The following is a 20,077-nucleotide window of genomic DNA, read 5'->3' on the forward strand; positions in this document are numbered from 1 at the left end:
CCAACCCTAATGCTGGTTCCCCACCGCCTCCAAATTTATGCAAAACATTTCTCGTGATCAAAGTTCACGCCCTCCCGCATGATGAAATACGCGGCCCGCGCAAGTTTGTGGGCCAAGGCGCTATGTGCGACCATTCTGTTGCTTCTGGCCATCTTGCGGTCATACCATGAACGGCTTGCGTCGTCGTAACGCCTTGCGAGTTCTGCGACCTCTGAGAAAGCCCACGCCAAGTACTTGTTTCCGTTCTTGGTGTTGCCTCGCCCCTTACGCTTACCGTTGCTAATCCAAGTGGACGGCACTTTCCGGCAATATGAGCTAAAATTGCCCGCCTTGGGGAAACGATCAATTGGACCGGTTTCCAACATGATCGTCAGACCGAGAATCACGCCTACTCCTGGCATGGAAAGCAGGGCCTTGTACGTCGGACGCAGTTCGATTCTCTCCTCGGCCTGCTTCTCGATCTTCTTTATCTGCCGCCCCAGGTAGTCGATGGTGTCTTTGCTGACTTCTCCGCAAAGCGCCAGATCCTCATTGGCGACGCAAAGTGGTGCTACGTGATTTGTCTTAAGCTGTTTGATCTTGTTCACCGAAATCGAATGCCCGTTGTTTCTGGAGACAATACCTTTCAAACTGGTGATCAATGAAGTTCTTAAACGTACCAAGTGGCCGCGTTTACGCAATAAATCTCGGATCGGGCGTTCCGCTTTGGGATAGATGTACCCTTCAGGCAGGACGCCGAGGCGAAGCATCTCGGCCAGCCAAGCCGCATCACTGGCGTCGTCGCTGTGCTTGAGCCCAGAATACTTCTGGATGGCCGCCGGATTGGCCAAATGCACCCGATACCCTTCGTCCATCAAAGCATCGACGATCCAATACCAGTTAAAAGTCGACTCGATAGCAATTCCTTGGACCTGCTCTCGATAGGCAGCAAGCGGATGCAAAATTGCCTGGACATCGTTAGCAAGTTTTCGTTTTTCAATGATCTTTCCTGCACTATCGACCACAGACAAGAAATTTGAATTTGAATGCAAATCGATTCCTGCGTATATAGCCATTGGACACCTCCGATACGAGTGTTTGCCAACTCCTATATAGCAGAGGAATCGGTCACCTGCTATTTTCGGAGGTGTCCTTTTGTATGGTTATCAGATCTTGAATCTTGAACAGTTCCGTTTCTTTCAAATGACCTAGACTCGGCATTCGGCTTTTCAACAATTCAAGGTTCAAGATCTGACCCCAGCCTTCTGTGACCCCAGCCTTCTGCGTTTCTTTCAAATGACCTAGACTCGGCATTCGGCTTTTCAACAATTCAAGGTTCAAGATCTGACCCCAGCCTTCTGTGACGACATCGCCAGGAATGCCTTCCTGGCCGTCCTCCGGCAGAGGTCGCGCAGGTTCAATGCGCTTTGCCACGCCTACTGCCTGATGACCTGACCTGTCGGGATACGGCGAATCCCCCTTGAAAGATCCGTCAGCGGTGGCAGGGGCCCTGCCGGCGTTCTCCACCTTGCGGCACCAGCGTCCGGGCCGGCGGTGATACGCGGTTGAAGGGGCCTCCCCTCAGCAGCATCGTTTTCCTCTTCCGCCGGCTACGGGTATCGAATGTGCGCCCATCGGGGGGATTCCAAATTCCTCCCGCACAAGCTCCATGAACGCTGCCAGGGGCGGGGAAAGCCATTTTTCCTTGTGGTGAAGCATCAGGACCGCCGTCTCGAGCCGGGGCCCGGCCCAGGGCAGGATTTTCAACTCACCGCGTTCGATTTCACCTTTCACCGCAAACCCCGGAAGAATGGAAACGCCGCCGCCCTCGAGCACGCACCCGCGCAAGGCGGCAGCGCTGGAGAACTCCAGTCCGGGTGCCGTTTCGACGCCGCTCTCCTCGAGCAGCCCTTCGAACAGGACCCGGTAGGAGCAGTCGGCCTTGGACAGGACCAGGGTCTCCCCTGCAAGGTCCTCGGCGCGGACCGCGGCCAGTCCTGCGAGTCGATGACCGGGACCGCAGACCAGCGCGAGGGACTCCACGGACAGCGCCTCGACCACGAGATCCTTCCCGGACACGGAGTCCGCCATGAGGAAGGCCAGATCCGTCAAGCCGCCCCGCAGATCCCTGTCCAGCCCCTCCGACGCGCAGGCGGTAAAACTCAACGCCATCCGGGGAAAGCGCTGACGCATGGCGCGGATGGCTGCACCCAGACGGTAGGCGCAAAGGGACTCCGGAACCCTTACGGAAATGCTACCGCGCGACTCACCTTCCCCGCAGACCCAGGCACGCGTCTCGTCCTCCAGGTCCACCATGCGCCGGGCATAGTCCAGCAGGCGACGCCCCGGCTCCGTGAGTACGATCCTGCGCCCGAGCCGCTCGAACAGGCGCACGCCCAGATCTTCCTCCAGGGCCGCGATACGCGCGGACACGGTGGACTGTGCCGTGTGCAGTTCGTCGCTGGCGCGGTGAAAGCTCTGCAGGCGAGCAACGACCACAAATGTCTTCAGGTCTCGAAGCTCCATGTATCCTCCCGTTTCGGAAAATCGATCGGTGCGATCGAAAAAAATCGCTGGATTCGATCATAATTCGTATTAAATCGGATTTCCAGATCGTTAACGCAAACCAGTCGGAAATCAAACACGGAGAGAGATCATGCATCCATCACAAGTTGAAGAACGCACTTACGAAATTTTTCAGAGCGGCATGCACTGTGCCGAGGCCGCCCTCGGCGCGCTGCTTGAAAGCGAGGGACACGACAGGGAGAGTCTGGGCAGGGCCGCCAGCGCCTTCGGCGCAGGTGTGGGCAGAAGCAGAGAGGAACTTTGCGGTGCCCTTTCGGGCAGCCTCATCGCCCTGGGGATCCTGCGCGGCCGCAGCGCTCCGGAGGAATCATGGGACACCGTGGCGGCCATGGCCAAGGATTTTCGTGAGCGTTTCCAGAGCATGCACGACTGCACCGCCTGCGGCGAACTCCTGGCGAATTTCGGCCCCCAGGAGAACATGGAGAAGTGCAAACGGCTGACGGCCAGAGCCGCGGGCATGATGCGCGAGATCATGGACCGGGACGCGGCGGATATAGCTCCGCTGTCCTGCGGCTGCTGCGCATGCGCCGCGAAGCCCTGCGGGGCCGGTGCATGAAGGCCTGACAGGGCGCTCCGGATACCTCCCGGTCCGCCTCAACCGGGATCGCCGGCGGAAGCGCTCCGACCCTGTCCGGGACCTGGCCGCAACGCCGGTCCCGGACAGGCGCTTCCCGTCGAGAACGCCGCCGCGCGGGTCCTCGAGCGGATCGCACCCGCCGGGATCAGAACTCGACGCAAGGGTCGACCTCGGTCTGCACATGAGTGATCCTTGATCTCTCTTGGCCTTCTGAACTCTTTGGCTACCATCCAGAAAAAGGGCTCAGGGTTACCTTTGGCCTTTCTGCCACGAAGACCGCAGGAAAAACCGCAAATAGGTTGGCATGTAATTTCTGCTGACCTATTTGCGTATGCGCTACTGAAAGGTCTATTTCGCGGCCTGTGCTATGATGGCGCGGCAAAATGCAGGCAGATCATCAGGCTTTCGTGCGGATATCTGATTCCGGTCCACGACAACTTCCTTATCCACCCACGTAGCGCCCGCGTTGGCCAGGTCGTCCTTGATGCCGGGGGTGGATGTGCAGGTGAAGCCTTTCATGATCCCTGCGGAGATCGGAATCCATCCGCCGTGGCAGATGTGGGCGACTATTTTCCCGGCTTCGTGCATTTCGCGAGTGAGTTCCAGGACCTTGGGGTCACGTCTGAGTTTGTCGGGGGCGAACCCGCCGGCAATGACCAGCAGGTCGAAGTCCCTCGCCTGCTGATCCGCTATGGCGGCAGTGGATTTGAAGGGATACCCGTTTTTGCCGGTGTAGACGACTCCCGCCTGAGGCCCGGCGACGACCACTTCGGCGCCTTCTTCGATCAGGCGGTAGTATGGGTAGAGAAGTTCCATGTCTTCATAGATGTCATCCACAAACATCAGGACTTTCTGGTCTTTTAATTTCATTTTGGACTCCGGTGGGTTAACGGATGATGCGCATAGAGGAAACAGTTTGCCTGTCCCCGTATCTGACTGTTGAAAAATTCAAAATTCGCAGGCCGTTCAAAAATGGTGAGATGCAAGGAAGCGAAAAAAGCCAGGACGCGCAGTGTATTGCTCATACATAAGCGGTCTGGCTTTTTCCGCTGACGCCGCAGATCGCCGTTTTTCAACGGCCTGATATCCCAATCTTGCGCTGCATGTCCATGTCATGGCTTGGGTTGAGCCCTGCTACAGGAAAAGGGCTACTCATGTATGGTCCCTTCCGCTAATGCGAAGCGGTGCCTGAGCTCCTCCATTTCCCGCTTTGTCACGCCGTGCCCGGCGAAATGCTCTGGCCAGCCTGCGACCGTTTCCCGCATCTCTTCCCAGATTCTTCGTGCCTCACGTTCGCTGAGTCCAAAGGGCCGGACGTCACTCAGGATATTGGACCGTGTGGCCGCGCGGCCTTCCAGTCCGCAGCGCAGGGACAGGTCCCATTGCCTGAAGCGGATGGAGGAGGGCACCAGGTCGTAGGCCGGGGTCATGGCGATGGCTTTGCGTGAGACGAAAAAGGCGTGGTTGCGCAGGTGGTCGTCCCGGTTCGAACACAGGGCGTTGAAAGCCATGCGGCGGAATATCTCCGGGCCGCAGTCCGCGTCGCCGAGCCTGCGGGCCTGTTCGGCCAGGTTCTGATAGCTGCCCCAGTCGCCGTCTTCCTTGGCCCCCGTCACCGTGAAGCCCGAAATGACGTGCCGCGAGCCGCCGTTCAGGCGGTCGAAGCGCCCGACCAGCAGGACGAAATGCCCGTCCAGTTCCATCAGCCGTGTCGATGCGACCGTGATGCCGCAGCGTGCGGCCAGGGTCATGGTCGCGTGCTCGACTACGGGTTCGCGCCACGGGTCCCCGCGTTTGGAGAATTTGGCGATCCAGGACGCCCCGTCCAGGGTGACCATGGCCTTGGGCCTGGCGCCGCCCAGGGACAGGCTGGAGGCGAGGGCCGCCAGGAACGCGTCTTCAGGCATGCCGCTTCGCACGGCATCGAGCTCCTCGTCGTCCTCGACCTCATCGACGCGGGCGACGATGGCCGCCACCCGCCACAAATCTTCGGGCACCATGCAGAACGCATCGCCCGTGGCCCAGGGAGCCAGGGACGCCGGACCATCCGGCGTGGGGCCGAAGGCCAGGGCGCCCATGCGCTGCGGGTGATGGGCCGCCGTCAGAACTTCGAATTCGCTCAGCGTTCCGGGGGCCAGGCCAGCCATGAGTCCCAGCACTTTGCGACCCCAGCGGTCCGGGGCGGCGTCGCGCAGGGCGCTGAAAAGGGTGTTTGCGGAAAACTCCATGTCGGCCAGGGGCATCCGGGCCGGATCGAGGGGAATGGCGTCTGGCCGCTCAAGATACCGGCGGCCGTAGCGGAAGAAATATGCCCGGTCCACATGCCGGAGCAGCCCCGCAGGAACGTAGTCCATGCCGGGCAGGCGGATGAAGACCACGGCCCGCTCAGAAGTCGAGGTCATCGCTCACCTCCGTTGTGACGCGTCGCGGCAGCCTGCTCACGGCCATGGCCCTGCCCACGGGGTCGGATTCCAGGGACGCCATGCCGCCAAGCTGGTCATCGAGCTGCAAGACCCACAGGACATGGGCCAGCACCCCGAGAGAAACCCCAGGGTGCCCGTTTTCCAGGCGGCGGATGGTCTCGCGCGTGGTCATGGTGCGCGCGGCCAGATCCTGCATGCTTAAGGCCCGCAGTTTCCGGGCGGCGCGAATGTTGCGCCCCAGGCGCTCAAGATTGGCGGCGGGGCTCCCCGGCAGGTCGTGTGCGGACGTTTTTTTGGGTGACATGCATCATATATATGTCTTTGTGCGTTTCTATGCAATATGAATCACTCATTTCGTCGGTAGTGATTGGACGCCCTTTTTCTTCTTGGGTAATCTTTTCAAGTCGTCATTTATGGCGAAAAACGTACAAATCAGGGGCGGATGTCGTCATTTTTTACGATATGCGAATTCCAATCAGAAAAGGTGGCAGGTCAAGCGATGACTCCCCCTATTTATTCTTGCCTTTTCCTTTACCCTGGCCGTCAGCCTGACCTGTGGGCATGGGGCGGTCGTCCTGGCCTCCGCCGTGTTTTTTACCCTTTTCGCCTGAATACGAGGCCCCGCCTTTTCCATGGTCGTTGCCTTTTCCGGATCGATCCGTGCTGTACCCGAAATCCCCGTTCTTGAGGGCGTGGAATTCCGCAGACCCCGGCTTGATGCCCAGATCCTTGGCGATGACGCCCCAGCCCTGTCCCTTGTTGGCGCGGTACTGGTTCATGATTCTGTCCCGGCTCAGGCCGGTCCAGCGTCCGATTTGCAGGACCATGAACGCGTCGGCCAGACTGCCGGTGGTGCCCATGATGAGTTCCACATCGGAGTACGGCACGCCGAAATGGGAGCCGACGCTGGTGACGACGCCGTGGCGATCGGCCCCTGCCTGGACATTCAGGTTGTTAAGAAATGTATCCAGACCGTCGGCCATGGCCGGTCCGGCGCAGAACAGCAGAATGCAAAGTGAAAGCGCGAATCTCTTCATGAGGTTACTCCTTGGTAAAAATCGTGGATCGGAAATCTTGCTGATGCAGCCTTCTTCATAAGGCCTGGATGGTGCGCAGGCAATGCCGATGATTCAGACGTCCCCTATGCGGTGGACTGGGCGCTTAAAATTTCCAGCACCCGGTCCGCGACCCGCTGCGCAGGAAGATTCTCCAGGCAGGCGTGATCTTTTCGCGCGCAGGTGTTCTGGTTGCAGGGGCGACAGGGCAGGTCTTCGAAGATGTCCTGGTGCTGCTCGGACGGAAAGCGCCAGCCGGAGCTTGTCGCGCCCAGGATGGTCAGCGTGGGCGTGTTCACGGCCACGGCGAAATGACGCGGGCCGGAACAGTTGCCGATATGCAGTCGGGCCAGCGATTGCACCGCCGCCATCTGGCGCAGGCCGATGACCGTGTCCGGAAAGACGCAGGCCTCGGGGGCGGGGCAATGCGCAAGCACTTCGCGGGCCATGTCCGCCTCGCCCGGCCCGTAGAGGATGAGGAAACGCAGATCGGGCCGCGTGGCATGAACCTGCCCGATCATGGCTCCGTAATGACGGGCCGGCCAGAGGCGGGTGGAGCGGCGGTGGGTCGGGTCCAGGGTGATGTACTGCCCCGGGGCGAGCCCGAATCCGGCCAGATACTCCGTGGCCCAGGCCGTTTCGTCGGCGGTCAGGAAGATTTCCGGGGCCTGGCCCTGCCAGGCGATGCCGAGCGGGGCCAGGATGCTGGCCCGGTAGCTGCCGGAGTAGCCATGCACGGGTTTGGACCAGTGGGTGTAGAGCAGACGGTTGTACCAGGGCGGCGGGTAGGACAGCCGAACCTGGGCGCGGCTCATGAGGGTCACGAAGCGGCAGCGCGGCAGCTGCTGGAAATCCACGATCAGATCGTAGTTTTCGCGGGCAATGCGGGCATAGAATTTCAGTTCGGCCCAAAAGTTGGGCAGCTCTTTTTTGTTCAGCGCCCAGATTTTCCGCACATGCGGATTGTTTTCAAGCACCGGGGTGCATTTCTTTTCGGTGAAGACGTCGATGGCCGCATCCGGGTAGCGCTCATGCAGGAGGCGGATGGACGGCGTGGTCAGCAGCACGTCCCCGATCTGGCGCAGTTGGCAGACAAGGATGCGTTTGGGCTTGAACGTGGCAAGATCGGTCATGAAAATTCCCGGATGAGGTCGGCGTAAGGTTCCAGGCCGCTCAAGGGCGCATAATCCTTTCGCGCGGTGCGGCCTTGGTGGATCAGGGAGCGGATGCGGCCTGCCAGGGCCTGTGCGTCGGTAGGGTCGTTTATGACCGCCTCGGGGCGCAGGAAGACGGAACTGCCGTTGCTGGACGTGGAAATTGTCGGCAATCCGCAGGCCAGGGCTTCGAGCACGGCGTTGGCGCAGGCGTCGTAAAAGGTGTTCAGCACGAAGATGTCCCCGGCCTGATACAGGGCGGGCATGTCGTCCACCCGGCCCAGAAAATGGACGCGCTCCTGGACGCCGAGACTCTCGGCCAGGTCGAGCAGCTCCCGGCTGCCCCGCCCTCCGGCCACGGCCAGATGGAAGGACGGCGGCAGCTGGGCCAGGCTCCGGATCAGGACATGAATGCCTTTCAGGCGAAAATTGGTGCCCGCCGTGATGATGAGGTCAGCGGTTTCCGGAAGGCCGAAGCGCTCGCGCAGTTCCACTTTGGCGGCTGGATCGCCCGGAGAAAATCGGGTCAGATCCGGCTTGTTGTAGATGAGCCGGATGTTTTCGGGCTTGAGCCGGGGGTGGGCCTTGACGGTCAGGTCGCGCACGAACTCGGAGTTGGCGACCAGCACGGGGGTGCTGCGCACGCAGAGCCCTTCGACGAGCCGGCCAAGCTGCTTGCCCGGGGAAAGACGTCTGGCCAGGGATTTCACGGTGCGTTCCCGGCCCGGCGCGTAGGCGCGGATGGAGTAGTCCCAGAAAAGGCCTGTCGGCCCGCCGGAGAGCCGCGCGATGTCCTGGAAGACGGTGTTGCCAAGTCCCACGCTGACGTCGAATTTCCCCCTGCGCCGGGCGACTTCCGCAGCCAGCGCGAACCAGAGCACCTTGCCGAGCTTGCCCGGAATGGGACGCCCGACCCGGATCACCTTGACGCCTTTGGGGGCGGGGCCGTCCTGTTTGGCGCAGATGAAGGTCACCTCGAATTCACGGTCGCAGTGCGTGGCCAGGTATTCGGCCAGGCGGTATCCGAACTGCTCGGCCCCGCCGTAGCGGCTGAGCTTGGGGAGCATGAGGGCCACGCGCTTCACAGGACGCCCTCGTAAACGGCCAGGGTTTTGGCCAGAAAATCGTGGCCGGAAAGATCGCTCATGCGCCTGTGCTGTTCCCGGCGCAGGGAGTCGGCCAGTTCCGGGCGCTCCATCACCTGGCGGATGCGCTCGGCCAAGGCGTCCACGTCTCCGGCCCCGAACAGGGCCTCCGGTTCCAGCAGGTCGGGCATGACGCCCACGCCGGTGCCGATCAGCGGCACGCCGGTGGCCATGATTTCAAGGGCCGCTCTGGCGATGGTCTCGGACCACAGCGAGGCGACCACGCCCAGGTCCAGGGCGTTCAGGCAGGCGGAGATGTCCGGGCGCTTGCCCGTGATGGCGGTGATGGACTCGATGCCCTGCTCTTTGATCCAGCCGCGCACCGTCGCTTCCGGCGTGGCCGAGTCGAAACCGAGCAGCAGCAGGCGGATGTTCGTTATGCCCTGTCCATGCAGCTTGGCCACGGCCCGGATCAGCTCGTGCTGGCCCTTGACCCGGTCGAAGCGGCCCAGCAGGCCGACCACGAAGTCATTGCCCCCGTAGCCCAGTTCCGCCCTGATGCGGTCGCGGGCGGCCGGGTCGGGGTGGAAGGCGTCCGTGTCCACTCCGCCGAGGATCTGGTGCAGTTTGCCTTGCGGCACCTTGAAGACATTCTGGAAATGGCGGGTCATGGGCGAATTGGTGGTGATGACCGCGTCGCTGACCTCATTGTGCAGCCAGCGGTTGACGAGGTTCGCCTTGGGCAGGCGCTGGTCGCCACGGGTGCGGACCAGCCTGAAGCTTCCCAGTTCCTTTTTGAGCAGGCCCCACAAGAGGTAGCTTTCGCCCCGGTGGCAGTTGACCACGTCGGGTTTGAATTCGCGCACCAGCCCCTTGAGTTTGCCGTACAGCGCGGCTATGCCCCAGGGCGTGGCCGTGTTCAGGTCGAGAAGCTGCATGGGTAGTCCCCACTCCTGCCCCTTGCGGGCGGAGAGGGTGTCCGGCAGTCCCAGGACCAGCACGTCATGGCCGTTCTCGAGCAGGAGGCGGCTCAGGTACATCCCGTACCAGGCTGTGGCGTTGAACCAGCGGACATTGACGACCTGGATGCTTCTCATGACATGCGTTTCCGTGATTATTCCCACCCACAACCGGGCGGACGTTCTGGGCCGGGCCATTGCCTCCGTGCTGGGGCAGACCTGGGCCGATTTTGAGCTTATCGTCGTCGATGACGGCTCCACCGATGCTACGCCTCGGGTGCTGGCCGAATTCGACGATCCCCGGCTTACGGGAATGCACCAGGAAAATAAAGGGGTAAGCTCCGCCCGTAACCGGGGCATCGCGGCCAGCAGGGGTCGGCTCATCGCGCTCCTGGATTCCGATGATCACTGGATGCCGGACAAGCTCGAAAAACAGGTCCGTTTCATGGCCGAGAGCGGCTTTGCGATCTGCCAGACGGATGAAATCTGGATCAGGAACTGTGTTCGGGTCAACCCCCGCTTCAAGCACGCCAAGCCCGCCGGGTGGTTTCTGGACCGCTCCCTGGACTTGTGCCTGATCAGTCCGTCCTGCGTCATGTTCACCCGCTCCCTGTGGGACGAACTGGGGCCTTTCGACGAGAGCCTGCCCGCCTGCGAGGACTACAGCCTGTGGCTGCGGGTCGGCGCGCGCTATCCCGTGGGCCTGGTGCCCGAGTCTCTGGTCGTCAAGACCGGCGGCCACGCGGATCAGCTTTCGCGTCGCATCATCGGCCTTGATCTGTACCGTGTCTACGCCATGATCGACCTCTTGCGGAGCATGGCGCTTGATGGCGAGCAGCGGGCGATGGTCGCGGCGGCCCTGCGGGAAAGGGTGCGGCTCTATGCCCAGGGCTGCATCAAGCACGGCAAGGACGAGGAGGCGGTGCGGGTGCGGGAGTTGGCAGCGGGGGCTTTGCGCGGCCTTTGAGCGGATGGATGGCCGGGAGGGCGTGGACGTAAAAAAAGGGCTTCGGCGTGCGCCAAAGCCCTTTTTTACATTGTTTTTACGGTGTCGTCCCGCGAATCAGGGATTGTAGAGCGTACGGTCCGTCATGGCCGGGGGCGTCATCTGGTAGACCCAAGTTTCGCTGATGCGGCGGCCGTCGGCTTCAAGGTGCAGACGCAGGTCGATGGGGTTCTGGGTTTCGTCGGGCGGGACCACGTCGAACATGCAGCGGAAGCCGTTTATGGCGTGCTGTGGCCGCACCGAGGTGATTTCGATGCGTCCGGCCGAGGTGCTCAGGACCGGGGTGATTTTCGCGTCCTTGGCGATCATGGCCAGGTCGCCGCCGGCGAAGTCCACGGCGAAGCGCTTGCTGTAGTATTCGCGCTTTTTGCCGACCACGCCGCCAAGGCCCGTGAAGGTGTCGACCACTCGGGCCAGGTTGCCGGGCGCGGGCGGATTGGTGCCCCAGTACAGATTGTAGCTGAAAAGCATTTCCTGCCCGGCTTCCACCGGAGCGGCGGGGTTCCAGAAGGCCACGATGTTGTCGAAGGTCTCGTCGACATGGGAAATCTCGACCAGCTGCACCGAGCCCGCGCCCCAGTCGCCCACGGGTTCCACCCAGACGCTGGGGCGTTTGTCGTAGAACACGCCGTCGTCCTGGTAGTGGTCGAAGTTCTGGTCGCGTTGGAACAGGCCGAAACCGCGCGGGTTCTGGTCCATGAAGGCGTTGAAGCGCAGGAACGGCGGGTTTTCCAGCGGCCGCCAGATCCATTCGCCGTTGCCGTTGTGGATGGCCAGCCCATCGGAGTCGTGGATTTCCGCCCGCCAGTCGTAGCCCATGCGGCGGTCGTTCTCGCCGTTCAGAAACATGCTGGTCAGGGGCGCGACGCCCAGGCGTTCGATGGGTTTGCGCGGGTAGAGGGCCGCGTCCACCTTCATGCTCAGGGTCTGCCCCGGGCGGATGTCGAAGCGGTAGGCCCCGGTCACGCTGGGCGAATCGAGCAGGGCGTAGACCGTGGCGGTGTCGCTCCCGGGACGGGGTTTTTCCAGCCAGAAATGCGTGAAGAGGGGGAACTCTTCGGGGCGCGGCAGGGCCGTGTCCACGGCCAGTCCGCGGGCGGAAAGCCCGTACTGCATTTCTCCGCCCACGGCGCGAAAGTAGCTCGCGCCCAAAAAGGCCACCAGATCACGGGCCCAGTCGGTGTGGTAGCGGAAGCGGAATCCGGCGAAGCCGAGGTCCTTGGGCAGATCCTTGCCTTTTATTCCGGAGTTTCCGTATTTGAAGAGGTCAGGCGTGTAGTCGATCTCTTTGACCTTTCCGTCCTGCAGTTCGTAAATGGTGATGGGAGTCCTGAAATACAGCCCCAGATGGAAGAGCTCGGCTCGGAACAGGGACTTTTCATCCTGCCACAAGGCATGTTCCGAGTCGAAGGAGAGCTGCATGTAGTTGTCCCAGGTCAGGTTCTGCAATGCCTTTGGCAGTTCGCCTTCATGGCTGACATGGGGCGATGCGGCCAGGGCCCGGGCGCGGCCCTTGAGCCAGGCGTAGTCGAAGGCCGTTCCGCCGGTGGGCGTTGGCGCATCCGTGGCCGCCATGGCGGACACGGATGCGGCCAGGAAGGCGCCAAGAATGATCGGGACGATCAGCGTGAACAGGGTTTGACGCTTCATTGTCTGGTGGGCTCCATTATCAGGCGAGTTCCTGCTTGCTGACCGCTTCGGACTTGATGCGGTCCAGCAGTTCGCTCAAGGCAGGCTTTACGTTTTCGCGGATGTCGCCGGCCACGATCAAAAACAGCAGGTCGTCGCCGGGCACGTATTCGCCGCTTTTGGCCTCGGCCACGACTTTGAAGATGCCGGGACGGGCTTCGAATTCGGCGCGAATGGCCTCGACCTTGTCCTGATCGACCTCGATCTTGACCCGTCCGACCTTGGACTTGTCCTTGCGCGACCAGGCCCGGACCACGCCGTTATGCACCAGGACCATGCCCACGTTTTCCCTGAAACCGGGGATGGTTTTGAGTTCCGCGATTTTTTTGCTGATATCCATGTTTTTCTCCTTCGCTACAGTTCACTGAGATGGGTGCGGGCGAATTCCAGGCTCGGATCGAGAGTCAGCGCCTCGCCGAGAAGTTCCCGCGCCTTGTCCGCATTGTTCATGAATTTATGACATAAACCCAGATTGGCCAGATCCATGGCCGATCCGCTGTCCAGAGCAAGGGCCAGTTCGAAGTTGGCCGCTGCGCCAGCATACTCTTGCTGCTTGAAATAGGCCACCCCGCGCAGGTTGAAGTACTCCTTGACCTCGGGGCAGTGCTGAACGGCGCGGTCCAGGTGAGGGATGGTTTCGGCCCACTGGCCCTGCTGGGACAGGGCGTAGGCCTGGTAAAAGGCGGCCAGACCCTGGTCGTCGGCTTCGGGCTGCAGGGGTTCGGCCCGGGCGAACCAGGACGCGGCCTGATCGATCTCGCCCTGGCGCAAGGCCACAAGACCCCGGAAGAACGGGAGGTAATGGGCATCGGGGTAGATCTCCTGCAGCACCTCAAGCCCCGCCAGGGCCTCTTCCGGGTCCACGTCCTCCGCCAGCACGCGGCCGACGAAAAGACCCAGGGACGCCATAGGCGTGCGTTCCCGGAAGAGAAATCCGGGGACGAAATTGTAGTTGGCGGGGATGTCCAGTTCTTTGACTGTGGTGTCTACGGAGAAAAAGGCAAAGCTCTGGTCTTTGAGCCGCGCGCAAAAATTCAAAAGTTCCGTGGCGATGTCCGCGTCCGTGTTGGACGGCAGGGAGTGGATGGAGACCACCTCCCCGCGAGTCAGCCATGCGCATTGGTCAGGGTGGATGAATTTGGGCAGGCCGGAGGCCTCGTAATTGCTGCACGTCTCGAAATCCCCGCCGAGCTGGGCGATTTCGGTCAGGGCGCGGATGGCCGCCTTTTCGGGAGAGGAAGCCGTGCCCGCCGTGAACACGATCTCGCTCTTGTGCGGAAAAGTGGCCGGGTCCATGACCAGGGCCGCCACCGTGGGCACGGGCAGGCCGAGGCTAAAATCCTTGAGCCAGACTTTAAGTCCCTTGGTCGTGAATTTTTCGTACAGTTCGATCAGCACCGGATCGCTGAAGGAGGCGGGATCGATGCTGGGCGTGTCCTGCCGGGTACGGTCGACGACGGCGCAGACATGGCGCTCGACCAGCTCGCAGCCGCCTTGCAGCATGGATTCCTCCAGGGTATTTCCGGCGGACGAACCATTGAATTCGTTGAGCTTCTTGAACCAGTCCAGCGGAGCCATGAACTCCTGTCCGGCGCCGATGTCCGTGACCGGCGCGAAGCGCCAGGGCAAGAGGTCAAGGATGCGCGCCGCGTCATCTTCGCTGACCGTGTCCGCCACGGACTGGATCATGTAGGAAATGGGCAGCAGCCTGTCGCCAAACGCTTCCCGCGCCTGTGACCAGGTCAGGGGCTGAAAGTTTTCGGGGTTGTCCCAGAAGGAGAAATAGCTGAAGCGCTCCACCAGTTCCATCAGCGCCGAGGCTTCGGCCTGGGGGGCGGAAGCGCCTTTGCCCATCTGTTTGCGGGTGGGCATGATGTCCAGGGCGTCCTCGCCGCAGATGGACATGTAGACCGGGATGCCAAGTCGTCCGGTGTCGATGCGCCGGGTTTGGGCCAGGATGCGCTTGCCCGAGTGCGCCAGGGCGTCTCGCGCTTTGACCACTGTTTCCTCTGGGGTGCAGGTCTTGTCCAGATCCGTGACGTAGCCCTTGGGGCAGGAGTGTATTTTGATCATATTGGTCCGAATTGCGGCGGGTTGGGGTTTTTTCCAAAGCTCATCCGCGCGAGGCGTTGTCGGCGCGGGATGAACGGCTTGCCGAGAGTTGTTGTGGCGGGGCTTTTGGAGCAAGTCAATGGCCTTTGTTTTTCGAACTCACTTTGATATGTGAGTTCGGAGTCATCACACGGCGGTGTACCCTGAAGGAGGGGCCATGAGCGCAGCGGATTTTTTGATTGGAGGAGCCGAAGGAAAAGGGTTGTATCAGCTTGGGAGCATGGGCAACCGTCACGGTCTGGTCACGGGGGCCACGGGCACGGGCAAGACCGTTACCTTGCAGGTGCTGGCGGAGAGCTATGCGCGGATGGGAGTTCCGGTCTTCGCGGCGGACATCAAGGGCGATCTTTCGGGTATCGCCGTTCCCGGCACGCCGCATCCCAAGATCGACGAACGTCTGGCCGCCATGCCTGCCGAAGGTTTTTCCTTTCAGGGCTGTCCCGTTGTGTTCTGGGACGTCTTCGGCCAAAGCGGGCACCCTCTGCGCAGCACGATCTCCGAAATGGGCCCCTTGCTTCTGTCCTCGCTCCTGGACGTGAACGAGACGCAAAGCGGAATTCTGTACGCCTGCTTCCGTATTGCCGACGAACAGGGCCTGCTGCTCCTCGACCTGAAGGATTTGCGGGCCATGCTGCAGTTCATGGCCGAGAACGCGGCCGAACTGCGCGCAACGTACGGTAACATCAGCGCCGCCAGCGTGGGGGCCTTGCAGCGTCAGCTTCTGGTGCTCGAAGAGCAGGGCGGGGACATTTTTTTTGGTGAACCAGCGGTGAACCTGGCCGATCTCATGCACGTCGATTTTTCGGGCAACGGCGTCATTTCCATTCTGGATGCTTCACGCCTCATGGCCCGCTCGCCGAAAATCTACGCCACCTTTCTGCTCTGGCTCCTGGCCGAGCTTTTCGAGCAGCTGCCCGAGGTCGGCAACCCGGATAAACCCGTCATGGTATTTTTCTTCGACGAGGCCCACCTGCTTTTCGATAACGCGCCCAAGGCCTTGGTGGACAAGATCGAGCAGGTGGTCCGTCTGATCCGTTCCAAGGGTGTGGGCATCTATTTCGTCACCCAGAGTCCGACCGATGTTCCGGATCAGATCCTGGGGCAGCTCGGGCTCAAGATCCAGCATGCTCTGCGCGCCTATACGCCGAAAGAGCAAAAAGCCGTGCGTTCCGTGGCCGAGAGCTTTCGGGCCAATCCCGCCTTCGACACCGGGGAGGCCATCGTCAGCCTGGGCACGGGCGAGGCCCTGGTCTCCACTCTGGACGAAAAGGGCCGGCCGTGCATGGTCGAGCGCGTTCTGATCCGGCCGCCCTATTCGCGCATTGGTCCGCTCACGGCGCAGGAGCGGGTCGCCATCACGTCGCGTTCTCCTTTAAAGGGGCGCTACGACGCGGCCCTGGACCGGGAATCGGCTTTCGAGATGCTGCAGGTCAGGGCGCGCCAGTCCATGCTCCAGGCCGAGGAGGCCAGGGAGGCCGAGACAAAGGCCAAGGCTGAGCAGAAGGAAGGGGGCTGGTTTTCCGGGTCGGGACGCAGACAGGGCGTGGGCGAGGCGTTGGTCAAAAGCGCGGTACGGACCATCGGGACCCAGCTCGGGCGCGAGATTCTTCGCGGCGTGCTGGGCTCGATTTTTGGGAAGAAGCGCTGAGAGCGGCAGGAAGAGGGGGGCGTAGCGCCCTGACGGATCGGGGCTGTTTTGGATTCGTTGGGGCGCGGACGTATGCTGCGGAGAAAAAAGAAAAAGGCCGGACAAACCGGCCTTAATTTTTTTTGGAGCGGGAAACGAGATTTGAACTCGCGACTTCAACCTTGGCAAGGTTGCACTCTACCACTGAGTTACTCCCGCGCTCGAAGTGAGGCTGTCCTAATCAGAAGGCCGCCACGAGGCAAGTATTTTTTTGCGCATCGAGGCGGATAAAAAAAAGGCCGGACGGGCCGGCCTGTTTTTTTTGGAGCGGGAAACGAGATTTGAACTCGCGACTTCAACCTTGGCAAGGTTGCACTCTACCACTGAGTTACTCCCGCAGGACTTTGGAGGCGGCATCCAGATTTGAACTGGAGAATGGAGGTTTTGCAGACCTCTGCCTTACCACTTGGCTATGCCGCCTTCGTTGTGGAGCGGGAAACGAGATTTGAACTCGCGACTTCAACCTTGGCAAGGTTGCACTCTACCACTGAGTTACTCCCGCTCAACGAGGAAACGTGTTTATAAAGGGCGGTGCGGGCTGTCAATTAAAAAAATGGTTTTTTTTTCTTCCCGGAAGCGTTTCGCTGGGGGGAGGGCGGGGTGGTTGCCTCTTCGTCTTTTTCTGCGTCACAACGCCTGTCGGCGGGATCCGGGCAAGGGCTGCCGGAACTCCTTCGCTGGCCTCGTACTGCTTCCCAGCCTTGAGGTTTGGGCATTCTGCCGCGCTTCGTACGGCAAACGGCCGGGAAGCAAACGATGCCTGGCTCAGTCAGACAGCCGCCACCTCTTGCCCGGCTCCCGCCGACAGGCTTGAGGCGATGCGGAAGGGTGATAGAAAAGATGAGACTGTGGGAGCGAATCCCCTGTCTCTCAAAGGCTTTTTTCATAAAAATAGGTCGCTAACGCACAAAGCATGCAGCTCCGCCAGCAGTCGCTCCAAGCCCCATTTTGCCAGGGCGGGGTGCCTGCGCGTTTGGCCCTTTGTCGAGAACTCCCCTCCTGCCAAGGAGGGGTGCCCGAAGGGCGGGGTGGTTGCCTCTTCGTCTTTTTCTGCGTCACAACGCCTGTCGGCGGGATCCGGGCAAGGGCTGCCGGAACTCCTTCGCTGGCCTCGTAATGCTTCCCGGCCTTGAGGTTTGGGCATTCTGCCGCGCTTCGTACGGCAAACGGCCAGGAAGCAAACGATGCCTGGCTCAGTCAGACAGCCGCCACCCCTTGCCCGGCTCCCGCCGACAGGCTTGAGGCGATGCGGAAGGGTGATAGAAAAGATGAGACTGTGGGAGCGAATCCCCTGTCTCTCAAAGGCTTTTTTCATAAAAATAGGTCGCTAACGCACAAAGCATGAAGCTCCGCCAGCTGTCGCTCCAAGCCCCATTCTGCCAGGGCGGGGTGCCTGCGCGTTTGGCCCTTTGTCGAGAACTCCCCTCCTGCCAAGGAGGGGTGCCCGAAGGGCGGGGTGGTTGTCTCTTCATCTTTTTCTGCGGGACCCCGCCGACACGCTTGAGGCGGTGCGGGGTGGGGCTAGAAATGATAAATGTCAGGGGTGCAGGGGACGCGTCCCCTGCCCGCCGGAGGCATCTCTTTATGCGGGGTTGCGCGTATCGGCGGGGTCCGGGCAAGGGTTTGCCGGAACTTCTTCGACATGCTTGAGGAGATGCGTAAATGTGGTTAAGGACGTGAAGAGGTTGGGGATTTCGGCGAACCGGTCAAGGGCTTTACTTTTTGCTTTTCAGTGAATAGAAACACTCTCCCTAAGTTAACAGGCGTGCAGGAGGAAGTATCATGGAAGCCAAAGACCTTGAGTTCTTCAAAGAATATTTGACTCAGATGATTGATGATATCCAGCGGCAGGGTGAGGCGACCATCGAAGAAATGTCGGATCACGTGGAATATTATTCCGATCCCGCCGACAGGGCATCCGCCGAATCCGATCGGACTTTCACTCTGCGCTTGCGCGATCGGGACCGCAAACTGATCAAGAAAATTAACGAGGCCCTGGACCGTATCGAAGACGGTACTTTCGGAGTCTGTGAAGATTGCGATGAAGAAATCGGAATTCCGCGCCTCAAAGCCCGTCCGATGACCACCTTGTGCATCGAATGCAAGAGTCGCAGGGAAGAAGAAGAGCGCTTGCGTGGCGACTAGACCCGTCTGATGCTCAATGTCCATTGAAGCGCGTGCCGTTTGCGGGACGCGCTTTTTTTTCGGGGTGGATTCATGGATGCCAGTGTTTTTTGTTTTGTGGCCAGGGAATTGGCCGAGCGCGTCGTCGGCATGCGCGTGGAGAAAGTCTTTACGCCTCTCCCCGAGACCTGGACCATAGATCTTGGCCGGGCCGGATACCTTGTGTTGTGCACCGCCAAGCCCACGCCGTTTCTCTATCTTTGCTCTCACAAGCCCGAAAATCCGCCCAATCCGTCAGGACGCGCCATGTGGCTGCGCAAGCGTCTGAAGGGTCGCCGCGTCCTGGGCCTTGTTTCGGACTGGCCGCTGCGGCGTCTGGCCCTGGAGCTGTCGCCGGGCGAAGGCAAATGGCTCATCCTTGATTTGGCGGCGGCTCCGCAGCTGGCGGACGTGTTGCCGCCCGAATTCGGAAGCGAGCCGGTCTGGCCGGACCTTGAACGCATCAAAAGCGAGGACGGCCTGTGGAGAGCGTTGCCTCACCTGACCCCGCCCTTGCGTCATCATCTGCGTTCGGTTTCGCCGGGCGAGGCAAAGTCCGTTTTGGAGAATCTCAAGGCCGGGACCGTTTCCACTTTTTATCATGGCTTCGATCATCAGGGGCGGCCCCAGGTCAGGCTTTGGCCCTTGCAGGACGGGGGCGCCTGTTCCAGCGCCCTGGAGGCTGCGCAGAAGGCCCACGGCCAGACGCTGGCGGGCCTTGAGCGGGTTCATGCCGGTGCGGACAGCGCCGTGGCCCGCAATATCCGTCGCATCCGCCGCGCTCTGGAGCGGGTGCAGGATGATCACAAACGTCTGCAGGGCATGATCGAAAAGCGTCGCGAGGGACTTATGCTGCAGGCCCATCTGCATCATCTGGACAAGAATGTCCGGCTGGCAGTGCTGCGCCTTGCGGATGAGCACGGCGAGGAAGTGGAGCTTCGCCTTGATCCGGGTTTGACGGTGCGTGAAAACATGGAACGTTTTTTTGTACGCGCGGCCAAGGGCGAGAGGGGGCTTGGCATTGTCGCCGCCCGCGTCCTGGCCCTCCAGCGTGAGCTGGACGCGGCCCGTCAGGGCGTGGTGCCGTCCGAGTCCCTGCCTGGGCGCTGCGCAAAAGAGCCCGCGCCTGTCGTGCTCCCGGCCAAGTACCGCAAGATCAAGGTTCAGGCCTATCGCTCCTCCGACGGGTTTCTCATCGTTCGCGGCCGCAGCGCCCAGGCCAATCATCAGCTCCTGACCCAGGCCGCCAGCCCCTTCGATTACTGGCTGCACGCCCAGGATGGTCCCGGCGCGCACGTCATTGTCAAACGCGACTTTCCGGCCCAGGAAGTGCCCGAGCGGACCATCCAGCAGGCGGCGGCGCTGGCGGCTCTTGCCAGTCATCTGAAAATGGCGGACCGGGGCGAGGTGCTCCTGTGCCTGGTCAAGGATGTGCGGCCCATCAAGGGCGCGGCTTTGGGGATGGTCGGAGTGGACAAGGTTTTGCGCACGGTGCGCCCGGTCATCGACCCCGCCCTGGAAGAAAGCCTTCGCCTTGAAGGGCAGCGCTGACTTTACATCCTGTCCTGCCGGACATACTAGTGGCAGCCACACCATTTGCGC

The 20,077-nt window shown here is 61.2% G+C and carries 18 protein-coding genes and 4 tRNA genes; 5 read left to right on the forward strand and 17 right to left on the reverse strand.

Going from position 1 to position 20,077, the window contains the following annotated elements:
• Positions 1-35 precede the first annotated feature (35 nt).
• From DBAC_RS01120 to DBAC_RS01130, 3 genes are all read right to left on the reverse strand, one after another.
• Complete coding sequence (locus DBAC_RS01120) at positions 36-1,055, reverse strand: IS110 family RNA-guided transposase (RefSeq protein ID WP_012805434.1); 1,020 nt, start codon at positions 1,053-1,055, stop codon at positions 36-38.
• A 52-nt stretch (positions 1,056-1,107) separates the two neighbouring features.
• Positions 1,108-1,413 carry a hypothetical protein gene (locus DBAC_RS01125; protein ID WP_043810198.1) on the reverse strand — a complete coding sequence of 102 codons (306 nt, stop codon included), beginning with the start codon at positions 1,411-1,413 and terminating at the stop codon, positions 1,108-1,110.
• Positions 1,414-1,560: 147 nt separating this feature from the next.
• Positions 1,561-2,505, reverse strand: a complete 945-nt coding sequence (locus DBAC_RS01130; RefSeq protein ID WP_012805435.1) for a LysR family transcriptional regulator — start codon at positions 2,503-2,505, stop codon at positions 1,561-1,563.
• Positions 2,506-2,635: 130 nt separating this feature from the next.
• Here DBAC_RS01130 and DBAC_RS01135 point away from each other — a divergent pair, with 130 nt between their 5' ends.
• On the forward strand, positions 2,636-3,121 hold the full coding sequence (locus tag DBAC_RS01135; RefSeq protein ID WP_012805436.1) for a C-GCAxxG-C-C family protein: 486 nt from the start codon (positions 2,636-2,638) through the stop codon (positions 3,119-3,121).
• A gap of 369 nt (positions 3,122-3,490) precedes the next feature.
• On the opposite strand, the gene DBAC_RS01140 is transcribed toward DBAC_RS01135, so the two are convergent.
• The 7 genes from DBAC_RS01140 to DBAC_RS01170 form a co-directional block, all read right to left on the reverse strand.
• Positions 3,491-4,012 (reverse strand): type 1 glutamine amidotransferase domain-containing protein, encoded by a 522-nt coding sequence (locus tag DBAC_RS01140; RefSeq protein ID WP_012805437.1) that lies wholly within the window; start codon positions 4,010-4,012, stop codon positions 3,491-3,493.
• Positions 4,013-4,290: 278 nt separating this feature from the next.
• Entirely contained in the window at positions 4,291-5,544 is a 1,254-nt protein-coding gene (locus DBAC_RS01145) for a type II toxin-antitoxin system HipA family toxin (protein ID WP_012805438.1), read from the reverse strand.
• Positions 5,528-5,869 (reverse strand): helix-turn-helix domain-containing protein, encoded by a 342-nt coding sequence (locus tag DBAC_RS01150; protein ID WP_012805439.1) that lies wholly within the window; start codon positions 5,867-5,869, stop codon positions 5,528-5,530. Before DBAC_RS01150 ends, DBAC_RS01145 begins: the two co-directional genes overlap by 17 nt.
• A 205-nt stretch (positions 5,870-6,074) precedes the next feature.
• Positions 6,075-6,602 (reverse strand): hypothetical protein, encoded by a 528-nt coding sequence (locus tag DBAC_RS01155; RefSeq protein WP_012805440.1) that lies wholly within the window; start codon positions 6,600-6,602, stop codon positions 6,075-6,077.
• Positions 6,603-6,706: 104 nt separating this feature from the next.
• Positions 6,707-7,753, reverse strand: coding sequence for a glycosyltransferase family 9 protein (locus DBAC_RS01160; RefSeq protein ID WP_012805441.1), 1,047 nt, complete (start codon positions 7,751-7,753; stop codon positions 6,707-6,709).
• On the reverse strand, positions 7,750-8,859 hold the full coding sequence (locus DBAC_RS01165) for a glycosyltransferase family 4 protein (RefSeq protein ID WP_012805442.1): 1,110 nt from the start codon (positions 8,857-8,859) through the stop codon (positions 7,750-7,752). Before DBAC_RS01165 ends, DBAC_RS01160 begins: the two co-directional genes overlap by 4 nt.
• Positions 8,856-9,956, reverse strand: a complete 1,101-nt coding sequence (locus DBAC_RS01170; protein ID WP_012805443.1) for a glycosyltransferase family 4 protein — start codon at positions 9,954-9,956, stop codon at positions 8,856-8,858. The genes DBAC_RS01165 and DBAC_RS01170 overlap by 4 nt, the downstream gene beginning before the upstream one ends.
• Here DBAC_RS01170 and DBAC_RS01175 point away from each other — a divergent pair.
• Positions 9,955-10,785 (forward strand): glycosyltransferase family 2 protein, encoded by an 831-nt coding sequence (locus tag DBAC_RS01175; protein WP_012805444.1) that lies wholly within the window; start codon positions 9,955-9,957, stop codon positions 10,783-10,785. The genes DBAC_RS01170 and DBAC_RS01175 overlap by 2 nt on opposite strands.
• A gap of 96 nt (positions 10,786-10,881) precedes the next feature.
• Here the strand turns inward: DBAC_RS01175 and DBAC_RS01180 are convergent, their stop codons facing one another.
• The 3 genes from DBAC_RS01180 to DBAC_RS01190 are packed head-to-tail and all read right to left on the reverse strand — an operon-like array spanning position 10,882 to position 14,586.
• A complete protein-coding gene (locus DBAC_RS01180) occupies positions 10,882-12,474 on the reverse strand; it encodes an OpgD/OpgG family glucan biosynthesis protein (protein WP_012805445.1) in 1,593 nt (530 codons plus the stop codon).
• A gap of 19 nt (positions 12,475-12,493) precedes the next feature.
• The gene (locus DBAC_RS01185; RefSeq protein ID WP_012805446.1) at positions 12,494-12,853 is read right to left on the reverse strand and encodes a molybdenum cofactor biosynthesis protein MoaE; all 360 of its coding nucleotides are present in this window, start codon (positions 12,851-12,853) and stop codon (positions 12,494-12,496) included.
• A 14-nt stretch (positions 12,854-12,867) separates the two neighbouring features.
• The gene (locus DBAC_RS01190; protein WP_012805447.1) at positions 12,868-14,586 is read right to left on the reverse strand and encodes a YcaO-like family protein; all 1,719 of its coding nucleotides are present in this window, start codon (positions 14,584-14,586) and stop codon (positions 12,868-12,870) included.
• 196 nt (positions 14,587-14,782) lie between these two features.
• Here DBAC_RS01190 and DBAC_RS01195 point away from each other — a divergent pair, with 196 nt between their 5' ends.
• Entirely contained in the window at positions 14,783-16,273 is a 1,491-nt protein-coding gene (locus tag DBAC_RS01195) for a helicase HerA-like domain-containing protein (RefSeq protein WP_012805448.1), read from the forward strand.
• Between the two features lie 123 nt (positions 16,274-16,396).
• Here DBAC_RS01195 and DBAC_RS01200 read toward each other — a convergent pair.
• The 4 genes from DBAC_RS01200 to DBAC_RS01215 all read right to left on the reverse strand — a co-directional run bounded on the left by DBAC_RS01200 (position 16,397) and on the right by DBAC_RS01215 (position 16,814).
• Positions 16,397-16,471 (reverse strand) — tRNA-Gly (locus DBAC_RS01200).
• Positions 16,472-16,575: 104 nt separating this feature from the next.
• Positions 16,576-16,650 (reverse strand) — tRNA-Gly (locus tag DBAC_RS01205).
• 7 nt (positions 16,651-16,657) lie between these two features.
• Positions 16,658-16,732: transfer RNA gene (locus DBAC_RS01210), tRNA-Cys, on the reverse strand.
• 7 nt (positions 16,733-16,739) lie between these two features.
• A tRNA-Gly gene (locus tag DBAC_RS01215) sits at positions 16,740-16,814 on the reverse strand.
• Positions 16,815-18,094: 1,280 nt separating this feature from the next.
• Between DBAC_RS01215 and dksA the strand changes: the two genes are divergently transcribed.
• Both dksA and DBAC_RS01230 read left to right on the forward strand, forming a co-directional pair.
• Positions 18,095-18,457, forward strand: a complete 363-nt coding sequence (gene dksA / locus DBAC_RS01225; protein ID WP_012805450.1) for an RNA polymerase-binding protein DksA — start codon at positions 18,095-18,097, stop codon at positions 18,455-18,457.
• 72 nt (positions 18,458-18,529) lie between these two features.
• On the forward strand, positions 18,530-20,026 hold the full coding sequence (locus tag DBAC_RS01230) for an NFACT RNA binding domain-containing protein (RefSeq protein WP_012805451.1): 1,497 nt from the start codon (positions 18,530-18,532) through the stop codon (positions 20,024-20,026).
• Positions 20,027-20,077 lie beyond the last annotated feature (51 nt).

Origin of the sequence: Desulfomicrobium baculatum DSM 4028, from assembly GCF_000023225.1 — a bacterium.
GTDB classification, from domain to species: domain Bacteria; phylum Desulfobacterota; class Desulfovibrionia; order Desulfovibrionales; family Desulfomicrobiaceae; genus Desulfomicrobium; species Desulfomicrobium baculatum.

Bases quoted from the DNA above. Each gene is read 5' to 3' on its own strand.
- DBAC_RS01120 (WP_012805434.1), bottom strand. From the start codon at position 1,055: ATGGCTATATACGCAGGAATCGATTTGCATTCAAATTCAAATTTCTTG.
- DBAC_RS01130 (WP_012805435.1), bottom strand. From the start codon at position 2,505: ATGGAGCTTCGAGACCTGAAGACATTTGTGGTCGTTGCTCGCCTGCAG.
- DBAC_RS01135 (WP_012805436.1), top strand. From the start codon at position 2,636: ATGCATCCATCACAAGTTGAAGAACGCACTTACGAAATTTTTCAGAGC.
- DBAC_RS01140 (WP_012805437.1), bottom strand. From the start codon at position 4,012: ATGAAATTAAAAGACCAGAAAGTCCTGATGTTTGTGGATGACATCTAT.
- DBAC_RS01145 (WP_012805438.1), bottom strand. From the start codon at position 5,544: ATGACCTCGACTTCTGAGCGGGCCGTGGTCTTCATCCGCCTGCCCGGC.
- DBAC_RS01150 (WP_012805439.1), bottom strand. From the start codon at position 5,869: ATGTCACCCAAAAAAACGTCCGCACACGACCTGCCGGGGAGCCCCGCC.
- DBAC_RS01155 (WP_012805440.1), bottom strand. From the start codon at position 6,602: ATGAAGAGATTCGCGCTTTCACTTTGCATTCTGCTGTTCTGCGCCGGA.
- DBAC_RS01160 (WP_012805441.1), bottom strand. From the start codon at position 7,753: ATGACCGATCTTGCCACGTTCAAGCCCAAACGCATCCTTGTCTGCCAA.
- DBAC_RS01175 (WP_012805444.1), top strand. From the start codon at position 9,955: ATGACATGCGTTTCCGTGATTATTCCCACCCACAACCGGGCGGACGTT.
- DBAC_RS01170 (WP_012805443.1), bottom strand. From the start codon at position 9,956: ATGAGAAGCATCCAGGTCGTCAATGTCCGCTGGTTCAACGCCACAGCC.
- DBAC_RS01180 (WP_012805445.1), bottom strand. From the start codon at position 12,474: ATGAAGCGTCAAACCCTGTTCACGCTGATCGTCCCGATCATTCTTGGC.
- DBAC_RS01185 (WP_012805446.1), bottom strand. From the start codon at position 12,853: ATGGATATCAGCAAAAAAATCGCGGAACTCAAAACCATCCCCGGTTTC.
- DBAC_RS01190 (WP_012805447.1), bottom strand. From the start codon at position 14,586: ATGATCAAAATACACTCCTGCCCCAAGGGCTACGTCACGGATCTGGAC.
- DBAC_RS01195 (WP_012805448.1), top strand. From the start codon at position 14,783: ATGAGCGCAGCGGATTTTTTGATTGGAGGAGCCGAAGGAAAAGGGTTG.
- dksA (WP_012805450.1), top strand. From the start codon at position 18,095: ATGGAAGCCAAAGACCTTGAGTTCTTCAAAGAATATTTGACTCAGATG.
- DBAC_RS01230 (WP_012805451.1), top strand. From the start codon at position 18,530: ATGGATGCCAGTGTTTTTTGTTTTGTGGCCAGGGAATTGGCCGAGCGC.